The sequence below is a fragment of the Streptomyces sp. NPDC002734 genome (assembly GCF_040295685.1).
In the GTDB taxonomy this organism is placed as follows: Bacteria; Actinomycetota; Actinomycetes; order Streptomycetales; family Streptomycetaceae; genus Streptomyces.
The window spans coordinates 101501-113433 of record NZ_JBEOVU010000013.1; the positions used below are offsets into that span (position 1 = coordinate 101501).

General features: G+C 74.1%; 13 protein-coding genes and 1 pseudogene. 12 read left to right on the forward strand and 2 right to left on the reverse strand.

The features are described from left to right. Positions 1-60 precede the first annotated feature (60 nt). Positions 61-314: pseudogene (locus ABT026_RS14215) on the forward strand (barstar family protein); the annotation flags it as partial. A 42-nt stretch (positions 315-356) separates the two neighbouring features. On the opposite strand, the gene ABT026_RS14220 reads toward ABT026_RS14215, so the two are convergent. Then, the gene (locus ABT026_RS14220) at positions 357-788 is read right to left on the reverse strand and encodes a VOC family protein (RefSeq protein ID WP_351114566.1); all 432 of its coding nucleotides are present in this window, start codon (positions 786-788) and stop codon (positions 357-359) included. A 177-nt stretch (positions 789-965) separates the two neighbouring features. On the opposite strand from ABT026_RS14220, the gene ABT026_RS14225 reads away from it, so the two are divergent. From ABT026_RS14225 to ABT026_RS14275, 11 genes are all read left to right on the forward strand, one after another. Continuing rightward, positions 966-2447 carry an aldehyde dehydrogenase gene (locus tag ABT026_RS14225; RefSeq protein WP_351114568.1) on the forward strand — a complete coding sequence of 494 codons (1482 nt, stop codon included), beginning with the start codon at positions 966-968 and terminating at the stop codon, positions 2445-2447. A 66-nt stretch (positions 2448-2513) separates the two neighbouring features. Beyond that, the gene (locus ABT026_RS14230; protein ID WP_351114569.1) at positions 2514-3494 is read left to right on the forward strand and encodes a VOC family protein; all 981 of its coding nucleotides are present in this window, start codon (positions 2514-2516) and stop codon (positions 3492-3494) included. Further along, complete coding sequence (locus ABT026_RS14235) at positions 3491-4291, forward strand: aspartate dehydrogenase domain-containing protein (protein WP_351114570.1); 801 nt, start codon at positions 3491-3493, stop codon at positions 4289-4291. The genes ABT026_RS14230 and ABT026_RS14235 overlap by 4 nt, the downstream gene beginning before the upstream one ends. Further along, positions 4288-5115 (forward strand): alpha/beta fold hydrolase, encoded by an 828-nt coding sequence (locus tag ABT026_RS14240; protein ID WP_502967971.1) that lies wholly within the window; start codon positions 4288-4290, stop codon positions 5113-5115. Before ABT026_RS14235 ends, ABT026_RS14240 begins: the two co-directional genes overlap by 4 nt. A 45-nt stretch (positions 5116-5160) precedes the next feature. Beyond that, a complete protein-coding gene (locus ABT026_RS14245) occupies positions 5161-5682 on the forward strand; it encodes a cupin domain-containing protein (RefSeq protein WP_351114571.1) in 522 nt (173 codons plus the stop codon). Further along, positions 5675-6427, forward strand: coding sequence for a 3-oxoacyl-ACP reductase family protein (locus ABT026_RS14250; RefSeq protein ID WP_351114572.1), 753 nt, complete (start codon positions 5675-5677; stop codon positions 6425-6427). The genes ABT026_RS14245 and ABT026_RS14250 overlap by 8 nt, the downstream gene beginning before the upstream one ends. Before the next feature lie 22 nt (positions 6428-6449). Then, positions 6450-7220: an SDR family oxidoreductase gene (locus tag ABT026_RS14255; RefSeq protein ID WP_351114573.1), complete on the forward strand. Its 771-nt coding sequence runs from the start codon at positions 6450-6452 to the stop codon at positions 7218-7220. 42 nt (positions 7221-7262) lie between these two features. Beyond that, a complete protein-coding gene (locus ABT026_RS14260; RefSeq protein WP_351114574.1) occupies positions 7263-8915 on the forward strand; it encodes a thiamine pyrophosphate-binding protein in 1653 nt (550 codons plus the stop codon). Between the two features lie 87 nt (positions 8916-9002). Next, a complete protein-coding gene (locus ABT026_RS14265) occupies positions 9003-9923 on the forward strand; it encodes a PDR/VanB family oxidoreductase (protein WP_351114671.1) in 921 nt (306 codons plus the stop codon). 35 nt (positions 9924-9958) lie between these two features. Next, positions 9959-10177, forward strand: a complete 219-nt coding sequence (locus tag ABT026_RS14270; protein WP_351114576.1) for a recombinase-like helix-turn-helix domain-containing protein — start codon at positions 9959-9961, stop codon at positions 10175-10177. A gap of 4 nt (positions 10178-10181) precedes the next feature. Beyond that, positions 10182-11249 (forward strand): Rieske 2Fe-2S domain-containing protein, encoded by a 1068-nt coding sequence (locus ABT026_RS14275; protein ID WP_351114578.1) that lies wholly within the window; start codon positions 10182-10184, stop codon positions 11247-11249. 88 nt (positions 11250-11337) lie between these two features. Here ABT026_RS14275 and ABT026_RS14280 read toward each other — a convergent pair whose 3' ends face one another. Beyond that, on the reverse strand, positions 11338-11874 hold the full coding sequence (locus ABT026_RS14280) for a MarR family winged helix-turn-helix transcriptional regulator (RefSeq protein WP_351114579.1): 537 nt from the start codon (positions 11872-11874) through the stop codon (positions 11338-11340). Positions 11875-11933: the final 59 nt, after the last annotated feature.

An 11933-nucleotide genomic window follows, 5' to 3' on the forward strand; every position in this document is an offset into this window, starting at 1 on the left:
GTCCCCTCACCAGGGGCGGGACCGGGGCCCGGCCGCGTGCCGGGCACGTCACCGACGAAACCTGGCCTCCACCTGGCGCTGGGCGAGGCGGTGAACGGTCCGGGTGGCTACTTCGGCGGCTGCCTGGCCGCCCTCGACGAATGTCTGCGCGCACCTTCGGCCACACCGCCCCCGCCACCCTGCTCTGGCGCGAGGCCGCGACGGCACGCGAGCACCTGTCCCAGGCACTGACACCGGACGGCCGGCCCTACGGCCTGTTCGGCGCGGTCCTCGACGCCCTGGCCGAGGGCGGAATGCGCGTCACCCTGGCGTGAGCCGCCGCCGGCGCGACCGGTCGGTGCGTCACGGCCGGGAGTTCAGCGACCGTCCCCGTCGGCCGGCCGGTCCAGGTAGTGCGCGCGGCCCGCGTCGTCGAGGCCCACGGAGCCGTCCGGGCCGTCCGGGTCGTCCGGGACGACGCAGAACTCGTTGCCCTCCAGGTCCGCCATGACCAGGAAGCCGCCGTCGTCGTAGTCGTGCAGCCGGCGTCCGCCGAGGGCCTCGATCCGCCGCTGCTCGGCGGCCGGGTCGGGAGCGGCGATGTCGACGTGGACGCGGTTCTTGCCCGGCCGGGGCCCATCGGCCTGCTGGAAGCCGACGACCAGATCGCCCTGGCGGCCCAGCCAGACGTAGGGGCCCGTGCGGCCCGCCACCGGCCGGCCCAGCACCTCGGACCAGAACCCGGCGAGCCGCTCGGGGTCGGCGGCGTCCACGATCACGGCCTTGATCTGCATGGATGAGTTCGTCACCCCCGCCTTCTTCCCGCAAAGCCGCCCGGCACGGCCGGATCCGGCCGGGGTCCCCTCCACGCTTTCGCCGGGCGCGGGCCCTTGCGCCGAAATATTTAAGGGGTTAGCTTTTTAGCGCCAAGTGATCAGGGCCTCAAAGGTCCGGTCGTCCACGCGGAACGCCCTGGAGGAGAAGCCATGACCGAGACGGTGCTGCCGCCGGACGAGGCGCTGATCGCCGGGCGCTGGCGGACCGGGGCGGGCGTGCCCACCGAGGTCGTGGACCCCGCCACCGGCAGGGTGCTGACCACGCTGCACGCCGCCTCCGCCGAGGACGTGGACGAGGCGGCCCGGGGTGCGGCCCGGGCCGCCGCGGACCCCGCCTGGCGGGACCTGGCACCGCACCTGAGGGCCCGTCATCTGCACCGGATCGCGGAGCTGATCGACGTGAACGCCGGGCGGCTCGCGGCCCTCCAGACCGCCGACACCGGCAAGACCCTGGCGGAGACCACCGCGCTGGCGGCCAGCGCGGCCGGCACCTTCCGGTACGCGGCGGCCCTGCTGGAGACGGCGGAGGACGCCGTCACCCCCTCGCGCGGCGCGTACGTCACCGTCGCCACCCACGAGCCCATCGGCGTGGTCGGAGCCATCGCCCCGTGGAACTCGCCGATCGCCTCCGACGCGCAGAAGATCGCCCCCGCCCTCGCGGCCGGCAACGGCGTGCTGCTCAAGCCCGCCGACTGGACGCCGCTGACCTCGCTGGCCCTGGGCCGGCTGATCAGTGACAGCGGGCTGCCCGAGGGACTGGTGTCGGTGCTGCCCGGCCGCGGCAGCGTGGTGGGCGACGCGATCGTCAAGCACCCGCTGGTCGGCAAGGTCACCTTCACCGGTGGCACCGCCACCGGCCGGAGCGTGGCGCACGCCGCCGCCGAGAAGCTGATCCCCGTCTCGCTGGAGCTGGGCGGCAAGTCGCCCACCGTCGTCCTGGAGGACGCGGACGTCGATCAGGCCCTGGCCGGCGTGATGTACGGGATCTTCTCCTCCAGCGGCCAGTCCTGCATCGCCGGCTCGCGGCTCTTCGTCGCCCGGAGCCTGTACGACGAGTTCGTGGGCGAACTGGTCGCCCGCACGGCGAAGTTGCGGGTGGGACCCGGCACCGACCCGGCGACCCAGGTCGCGCCGATGGTGCACCACCGGCACCGCGACCAGGTGGCCGCCTACGTGGACCTGGCCCGCGAGGAGGGCGCCCGGGTGCTGTGCGGCGGGGCGGCGCCCCAGGGCGAGGAGTACGCCGACGGCGCGTACTACCTGCCCACCGTGCTCGACGGCCTGCCCGCCGACGCCCGGACCTGCCAGGAGGAGATCTTCGGCCCGGTGCTGGTCTGCCTGCCCTTCGACGACGAGGAGGACCTGGTCCGGCAGGCCAACTCCACCGTCTACGGCCTGGCCTGCGGCATCTGGACCCGCGACCTGGCCCGCGCCTGGCGGCTCGCCCGCCGGATCGAGGCCGGCACCGTCTGGATCAACACCTACAAGCAGTTCAGCTCCAGCACCCCCTTCACCGGGTGGAAGGAGAGCGGGCTCGGCAGCGAGAAGGGCCGCGCGTGGCTGCGCGGCTACCAGCGGCAGAAGTCCCTCTACTTCGGCACCGATCCCGCCCCGCTGCCCTGGGCCTCCTAGGCCCGGCCCGACGCCACCACACCCGACCCCACCCCCACACCCCGTTCGACGTTCAGGAGAGACGGCATGTCCGAGACGGCCCTCCAGCGGCCCCCCGTCGCGCGGCTGCGCAAGCTGCGCGCCGTGGAGCTCTTCGTCCCGACGCTCACCGAGTCCGCCGACTTCTACGCCGAGGTCTGGGGCCTGGAGACGGTGGACGCCGACCGGGACGCCGCCTGGCTGCGCGGCACCGGCGACGAGCACCACGTGCTGCGCCTGACCCGCGCCGACCGGGTGGGCCTCGGCCGCATCGCCTTCGCCGTGGGCTCCCGCGAGGAGGTCGACGAGGCCGCCCGCCGGCTGCTGGGCCGGGGCATCGTCCCCGTGCACGGACCCGGCCCGCTGGAGCAGGCCGGCGGCGGGTACGGCGTGCGGTTCACCGACCCGGAGGGGCGACTGATCGAGATCAGCGCCCTGGTGGAGGCGGTGCCCGAGCGCGGGCGGCAGGCCGCGGTGCCGGTCGGCGTCACGCACACCGTGCTGAACACCGTCGACATCGACGCCGCCGTCGCCTTCTACTGCGACGTGCTCGGCATGCGGGTCTCCGACTGGTCCGAGCACCAGATGGCGTTCCTGCGGGTCAACAGCGACCACCACTGCATCGCCTTCAACCAGGCCGAGTGGACCTCCCTGAACCACGTCGCCTACGAGATGGACTCGGTCGACCACTTCATGCGGGGCCTGGGCCGGCTGCGGCACCACGGCATCACGCCGCAGTGGGGTCCCGGTCGGCACGGTCCGGGCGACAACACCTTCTCCTACTTCACCGACCCGGCCGGACTGGTCTGCGAGTACACCTCCGAGGTCGCGCAGATCGTCGAGGACCGCTGGATCGCCAAGGTGTGGCGCCGGGTGCCCGAGCTGTCCGACCTGTGGGGGACGGCCGGGCCGCCCAGCAAGGAGATCCGCTGCCACATGGCGGGCGTCCCCGACCCCGGCCCGCTGGCCGCGCCGGTCGACGCGGTCCCCGCCCCCGCCGCGGACCGGACCTCCGGAGCGGCCGCGTGAGCGCCGCCGCGCCGCTGCGGATCGGTGTGGTCGGCTGGGGCGCCATCGGCCGGGTGGTCGGCACCGCCCTCGCCGAGGGCGAGGTGCCCGGCGCCGAGCTCACCCGCGTGATCGACAACCGGCCCCGCCCCGAGGCGCCCGCCCCGCAGTGCCCGATCGCCGAGGCGCTGGAGGTGTGCGACCTGATCGTGGAGGCGGCCGGTCAGGGCTTCGTCCGCGAGTGGGGCGCCCGCATCCTCGCCTCCGGCACCGACCTGCTGGTGGCCTCCACCGGCGCGCTCACCGACGCCGCCCTCGCCGCCGAGCTGCACGCGGCCGGCCCCGGCCGGGTGTACTTCACCGGCGGCGCGGTCGGCGGACTCGACCTCCTCCAGGCCGCGCGGACCATGGGGGAGCTCACCGAGGTCCGGCTGACCACCACCAAGCTGCCCGCGACGCTCGAACAGCCCTGGATGGACGCCGGGCTGCTGGAGCGGATGCGCACCGCGGACCGCCCCGTCGAGGTCATGTGCGGCACCGCCCGCGAGGTGCCCGCCCGCTTCCCGCGCTCCACCAACGTGGCCGCCTCCGTGGCCCTGGCCGTGGGCGACGCGGACAAGGTCGAGGTACGGGTCGTCGCCGACCCCGCCGCCGTCCTCACCCGGCACGTCGTCGAGGCCGCCGGGCCGCACGGCCACTACCGCTTCGAGGTCAACCACGCGCCCGACCCGGGCAACCCGGCCACCAGCCAGGTCGTCCCGCACGCGGTCCTGCGCGGCATCGGCGCCCTCACCGGGCGGAAGGGACAGATCCTGTGACCCGCACGGCGACCCCCGCGACGGCGACGCCGCACGCGACGTACCCGGTGCACGTCGAGGAGGCCGGCGAGGAGGGCCCGCTGGTGCTGTGCCTGCACGGCATCGGCTCCTCCTCCGCCTCCTTCGCCGCCCAGCTCGAAGGCCTCGCCCCGGTCGCCCGGGTGGTCGCCTGGGACGCCCCCGGCTACGGCAGGTCGCCCGACCCCGAGGGCCCGTTGACCCTCGACGACTACGCGGACACCGCGGCCCGGCTGATCGCCGAGCGCGGCGGCGACGCGCACGTGGTCGGCGTCTCCTGGGGCGGCGTGATCGCCATGCGGCTCGCCGTACGCCACCCCGAACTGGTCTCCAGCCTGGTGATCGCGGACTCCACCCGGGGCTCGGGCACCGGGGAGGAGAAGGCCGCCGCCATGCGGGCCCGCGGCGAGCAGCTCGCCGATGCCGGACCGCGGGCGTTCGCCGAGCGGCGCGCCCCGCGCCTGCTCTCCCCGCAGGCCTCGCCGGAGCAGGTCCGCGCGGCCGTGGACATCATGGCGGACGCGGTCCGGCTCCCCGGCTACGGCTACGCGGCCGAGTCCATGGCCGCCACCGACCTGACCGGGGAGCTGGAGCGGATCACCGCCCCCGCCCTGGTGCTCTGCGGCGAGGACGACCAGATCACCGGGATCGCCGAGAGCCAGATCATCGCCGGCGCCATGCGACGCGGCGTCTTCGTGATCATGACCGGCGCGGGCCACCTGGCCAACCAGGAGCAGCCCGCCGCCTTCAACGACTGGGTCCGGGCCCACCTGCGCATCGCCGCCCGGCTCCCCGAGTCCGACTGACCGTCACCACTGCCCGCCCGTCACACACCCCGAACAGGAGCAGTCATGCCTCTCACCACCACCGAGTACGACAACGGCGGGGACCTCGCCACGTACACCGACCGGCTCATCGCGAGCGAGGACTCCCGCGAGCCCGACTGGGGCACCCTGTCCTTCCAGGAGAAGGCCGGCCCGCAGTACCGCCGCGCCCAGATCCGCTACGTCGGCTCCGGCGCCACCGGCAACCACGAGAACGACTCCCGGATCCTGCCCTCCGGCGGCTTCACCTTCTCCAACATGCTGCTGCCCCCGGGCGCCGAGGGTCCGGCGCACACCCACCACGACGTCGAGGAGGCCTTCTTCGTCCTGGAGGGCCAGGTCCGCGTCGGCATCCACCGCGGCCCCGACGAGGTCGAGTACCGCACCCTCGGCTACCGCGACATGATCGTCGTCCCGGCCGGCGTGACCCGCTCGCTGAAGAACGAGGGCGACACCGACGCCCTGTTCTGCGTGATCATCGGCACGCAGAAGCCGCAGGTGCCGACGTACCCGGAGTACTCGCCGCTGTACGGCGTCACCCGTGACTGAGCGGCGCACCGTCGTCGTCACCGGCGCCGGCCGTGGCCTCGGACTGGCCACGGCCCGCCGGGCCGGCGCCGACGGATTCCGCGTCGTCGTCGCCGAACTCCGGGCGGAGTGGGGCGAGAAGGCGGTGGCGGAGCTCAGGGGCGAGGGGTTCGAGGCGGAGTTCGTCCGCTGCGACGTCGGCGACCCGGCCTCGGTCGCCCGGATGGCCGCCGAGACGGCGGAGCTGACCGGCGGAAAGCTCCACGGCCTGGTCAACAACGCGGGTCTGGCGGACGCCGTGGGCGGGCGGTACTTCCACGAGATCGAGGTCGAGGACTTCGACCGCATCATGACCGTCAACGCCCGCGGACCCTGGCTGGTCGCCCGGGCGCTGCTCCCGCTGATGAGGGCGAACGGCGAGGGCCGCATCGTCAACGTCGCCTCCGACGCCGCCCTGTACGGCTCGCCGCGCCTGGCGCACTACATCGCCTCCAAGGGCGCCCTGATCGCCCTCACCCGGGCGATGGCCCGCGAGACCGGCGACCTGGGGATCACCGTGAACGCGGTGGCCCCCGGGCTCACCGAGAGCGAGTCCTCCGAGCGGATCCCCGAGGAACGGCACGAGCTGTACCGGCTCAACCGGGCCATCTCCCGCCCGCAGCAGCCGGACGACCTCACCGGACTCATCGCCTTCCTGCTCTCCGACGAGTCCCGCTACCTCACCGGCCAGACCGTCGCCGTCAACGGCGGCTTCACGATGCACTGATCACCTGTAGGAGACGACACCCATGGATCTCGGACTCACCGGCCGCACGGTGCTGGTCACCGGCGGCAGCTCCGGCGTCGGCCTCGCCACCGTCCGGACGCTGCTCGACGAGGGCGCCCAGGTGGCCACCTGCGGGCGGCGGGCCGAGGCCCTGGAGCGGATCGGCGCGCACGAACGGCTGCACACCGCGGTCTGCGACGTCCGCGACGCCGACGCCGTCGCCCGCATGGTCGACGGCGTGCGGGAACGGTTCGGCGGACTCGACGGCCTGGTCAACAACGCCGGGCAGTCCCGGATGAAGCCGTTCGCCGAGTGCACCACCGAGGACTGGCGCGACGAGCTGGAGCTCAAGTTCGACGGCGTCCTCAACCCCCTCAAGGCCGCGCTGCCCCTGCTGCGGCGCTCCGACGCGGCCGCCGTCGTCAACATCAACGCGGTGCTCGCCAAGGAGCCCTCGCCCCGCCTGATCACCACCAGCGCCGCCCGGGCCGGCATCCTCAACCTCTCCAAGTCGCTCTCGCGGGAACTCGCCGCCGACGGCATCCGGGTCAACTCCGTCTGCCTCGGCCTGATCGACACCGGCCAGTGGGAGCGCCGGTACCGGGCCTCCGGCACCGACCGGAGCTACGACGCGTGGCAGGCCGCCCTCGCCGCCGACCGGGGCATCGCGCTGGGCCGCCTCGGCCGCGCCGAGGAGGTCGCCTACGCCGTCACCGGCCTGCTCTCCCCGCGCGCCTCCTACATCACCGGCATCAGCGTCGACGTCTGCGGCGGCATCAGCCACGCCGCCTGAGCCCTCCACGCCGGCGCCCCCCTAGCCCCAGGAGCTCCACCCATGACCACGCCCAACGGCGGCGACCTGCTGGTCGCCACGCTCCGCGCGCTCGGCGTCGACACCGTCTTCGGCGTCGTCAGCGTCCACAACCTGCCGCTCGTCGAGGCCGTCGACCGCGACCTGCGCTTCGTCCCGGTGCGACACGAGGCGAGCGCCGTCAACGCCGCCGACGCCTACGGCCGGGCCCGCGGCACCCTCGGCTGCGCGCTCACCTCCACCGGCACCGGCGCCGGCAACGCCGCCGGCTCGCTGATCGAGGCGCTGTCCGCCGGGACCTCGGTGCTGCACGTCACCGGTCAGATCGACAGCGCCCACCTGGGGCAGGGGCGCGGCTTCATCCACGAGACCAAGGACCAGCTGGGCATGCTGACCGCTGTCTCCGCGTACGCGGCGACGGTCACCGACCCCGCCGACGCCGGACGGATCCTGCGTGAGGCGGCCGCCGCCGCGCTCGCCGTCCCCGGCGGTCCGGCCAGCGTCGAGTGGCCGATCGACCTGCAGTACGCCCCCCAGGACCCGGCGGCCCTGGACGGCGCCCTCCCGGAGGCCCCGGTGCTTCCGGAGCCGTCCGCCGCCGAACTCGACGCCGCCGCCGCCCTGTTGGCCGGCGCGCGTCGACCGCTGGTGTGGGCCGGAGGAGGCGCGGCCCGTGCGGGGGCCGGACTCTCCGCGCTGCTGGACGCCCTGGGGGCAGGCCTGCTGACCTCCAACTCCGGCCGCGGAGCGGTGCCCGAGGACGATGTGCGCGTCGTCGGGAACTTCGCCTCCGGCCCCACCGGCCGCGCCCTGCTCGCCGAGGCCGACGCGCTCCTCAGCGTCGGCACCCACTTCCGGTCCAACGAGACCGGCGACTACGGGCTCCAACTGCCGACCGCCCACGTCCAGATCGACGCCGACCCGGCTGCCCTGGGCCGCGTGTACCCCGCGACGCACGCCCTGCGCGGTGACGCGGACACGGTGCTCACCGCCCTCGCCCGGCGGATCACCGAACTCGGCGCGGCCACCGAGGACGGCTGGGGCGAGCGGGTCCGCACCGCCCGGGACAGCGCCCGCGCCGCCCTGCGCGACGGCATCGGCCCGCAGGCCGCCGTCATGGACGCCCTCACCGCCGCACTCCCGCGCCGCGCGGTGATCGCCCGGGACGTCACCGTCCCCTCGTCCAGCTGGGGGAACCGGCTGCTGCCGATCCACGACCCGCGGGACAACGTCTTCCCGCGCGGCGGCGGGATCGGCCAGGGCCTCGGCATGGGCATCGGCGCCGCCCTCGCCCACCCGGAGCGGCCCACCGTGGTGATGGCCGGCGACGGCGGCCTCGCCGTGCACCTCGGCGAACTGCTCACCCTCGCCCAGGAGCGGCCCCGCCTCACCCTGGTCGTCTTCAACGACGGCGGCTACGGCGTGCTGCGCAACATGCAGGACCGCTACTTCGACCGCCGCTCCGGCGTCGACCTGTTCACCCCCGACTTCGAGGCCCTGGCCGCCGCCACCGGACTGCCCTACCGGCGGATCTCCTCCGAGGAGGAGGCCGGACCGCAGATCCGCGCCGCCGTGGAGAGCGACGGCCCCACCCTCGTCGAGGTGGACCTCGACGCGCTCGGCCCCATGAAGAACCCGTTCACCCCGCCGGTCTCCGTCCCCGGCCGGACCCAGTAGTCAGCACCCGTAGCCAGCACCAGGAGAAGGAGGGCGGTCGTGAGCGACACCCGAGAAGAGACACGGCTCGACCTGCTGGTCCACCGGATGACCTGGGAGGCCGACGGCGTCGTCTCGGTGGAACTGGTCCACCCCGACGGCAAGCCGCTGCCCGCCTGGACGCCCGGTGCCCACGTCGACGTCCACCTCGGCGGCCTGATCCGCCAGTACAGCCTCTGCGGCGACCCCGCCGACACCGGCCGCTACCGCGTCGCCGTCCTCAACGAGCCGTCCTCACGCGGCGGTTCGGCCCACGTGCACGCCAAGCTGCGACCCGGGCAGAGTGTCACCGTCAAGGGCCCGCGCAACCACTTCGCCCTCGAGGACGCCGAGCGGTACCTGTTCGTGGCCGGCGGCATCGGCATCACCCCGATCCTCGCCCAGGCCCGCGAGGCCACCGCCCTCGGCCGGCCCTGGAAGCTCTGGCACGGCGGCCGCCGCCGCGACTCCATGGCCTTCGGCGACGAACTCGCCGCGCTCGGCGGCCCTGTGGTGCTCCACCCGCAGGACACCCACGGCCACCTCGACCTGCCGGGGATCCTCGCCGAGGCCGAGGCGGACCCCGGCGCCCTCGTCTACTGCTGCGGGCCCGAGCCGCTGCTCGCCGCGATCGAGGCCGCCTGCGCGGAGCGGGGCCTGCGCGACCGGCTGCGCCTGGAGCGGTTCGCCGCGGTCAAGGCGCCCGCGCCGGAGGGCGGGGAGCAGGCCTTCGAGGTCGAGTGCGCCCGCTCCGGCGCCACCGTCACCGTCGGGCCCGAGGAGTCGATCGTCGACGCCCTGGAGAGTGCCGGCGTCGCCGTGGAGACCTCCTGCCGCGACGGCATCTGCGGCACCTGCGAGACCCGTGTCCTCGACGGCACGCCCGACCACCGGGACATGCTGCTCAGCAGCGAGGAGCAGGCCGCGGGGACGTCGATGATGATCTGCGTCTCCCGCTGCGCCTCCGCCCGCCTGGTGCTTGACCTCTGAACTCCACCGCCTTCGCCCGTTCACCGGAGTACCCCATGACGACCCGATATGTCGTGGTGCACCAGACCCGCACCCACGAACCCACCGCCTACGAACTCAAGCTCGCCGGAGCCCTCGAAGAGGTCTACGCGCGGCACGGCCACGAACTGGCCGACGTGGTGCGGGGACTGAACAGCAGCAGTGTCTTCCCGCCGGACGGCGGAACCTGGACCGAGGAGTCGTTCCGGGCCGAGATCGAGCGACTGGGAGCGTGACGCGATGACGACCGCCGCACCTGTTTCCGCCAAGTCCGCCGAGTCCGCCGAGTCCGGCGCGTCCGTCGAGGAACTCGCCGAGCGGATCCACGCCACCGGGCTGCGCAACCAGTGGTACCCGGTCCTGCCCTCGCACCACGTGGGCGACGGCGAGATGAAGCGCGTGACGCGCTGGGGCGAGCCCTGGCTCCTCTTCCGCCGGCCCACCGGGCAGCTCCACATGATCGCCGACCGGTGCCCGCACCGCAGCGCCCCGCTGTCCCTGGGCCAGCACCTCGGCGACCGGGTCGCCTGCCTCTACCACGGCGTCCAGGTGGACGGCGACGGCACGGTCGTCTCCGTGCCCGGCCTGCCCGGCTGCAACCTGGAGGGCAAGCGGCTGGTGCGCTCGCTGCCCGTGCAGGAGCACTGCGGCGCGATCTTCGCCTACTGGGGCGACGAGCGGCACCCCGAGCCGCCGGAGCTGATCCTGCCGGACCGGCTGCGCGACGCGGACACCGCCCACTTCCTCAACTACGCCGAGTGGGGCGCCCCGTGGCGCTTCTACGTGGACAACGTGCTGGACCCGATGCACGGGGCCTTCCTGCACGGCCACTCCCACTCGATGTCCGGCGGCGCCAAGTCGGCCCGGTTCCGCATCCGGGAGACCGGGCGGGGCTTCTTCTTCGAGAAGACCGACCAGGTCGGAGTGAACTTCGACTGGGTCGAGTTCGGCCGCACCGGCGTCGACTGGGTCGACCTGGAGATCCCCTACCAGCCGTACGCCGGACCGGGCGGCGCGTTCGGCATCGTCGGCATGGTGGTGCCGGTCACCGCGACCGAGTGCGCGGTGTTCCACTGGCGGACCCGGAAGGTCCAGGGCTGGGAGCGGGCCTCCTGGCGCTTCCTGTACCGGACCACCCTGGAGGCACGCCACCACGAGGTGCTGGAGCAGGACCGGGTGATGCTGGAGGGCATGCCCGCCGACGGGGACGTGGGCGAGAACCTGTACCAGCACGACCTGGGTGTGGTGCGCATCCGCCGCTTCTACCGGGCGGAGGCCGCCCGGCAGGCGGCCGAACTGCTCGGCTGAGCCGCCCGGCCGACAGCGTCCGAAGGCCCCGTCGCGAGGTGCGCGACGGGGCCTTCGGCGTGGCGTGGCAGGGGCCCGCGGGCGGCGGCTACGCCGTGCCGTTGGCGTCCGCCGAGTCCGCCAGGCTGCGCTCCAGCTTCTGCAGCAGCGTGGCCAGTTGCACCCGCTCCTTGGGCCTGAGCCCGGCCAGCATCCGGCGCTCGTTGTCCAGGTGCTCCGCGAAGAGCGTGTCGATCAGCTTGAGGCCGGCCGGGGTGAGCCTGCAGTGGACCACCCGCCGGTCGCCCGCGTCCCGCTCTCGCACGATCAGGCCGTCGCCCTCCAGCCGGTCCAGTCGCAGTGTCACGCCGGCCGAGGAGACCAGGCTGGTGGCCGCGAGCTCGCCCGCGGTGAGCCGGTACGGCTCGCCCGCCCGCCGCAGGGCCGCCAGCACGTCGAAGCCGGCCATCGAGAGCCCGGCCGCGACCAGCGGCTTGCTGGTCTGCGCCTGGTAGAGCAGGAAGGAGCGGTGCAGCCGCCCCAGCACCTCGATCGGGGAGGGGTCGAGGTCGGGCCGCTCGCGGTGCCACTCCTCGATGATGCGTGACACGGCGTCCGTATCGGCGCCCTGTTCCCTGCCGGCCACAGCGGTCTCCCTCCCCGGTTCTTCTTGCTGGTGAAAAGTTACTCCCTTAACGGACCCGG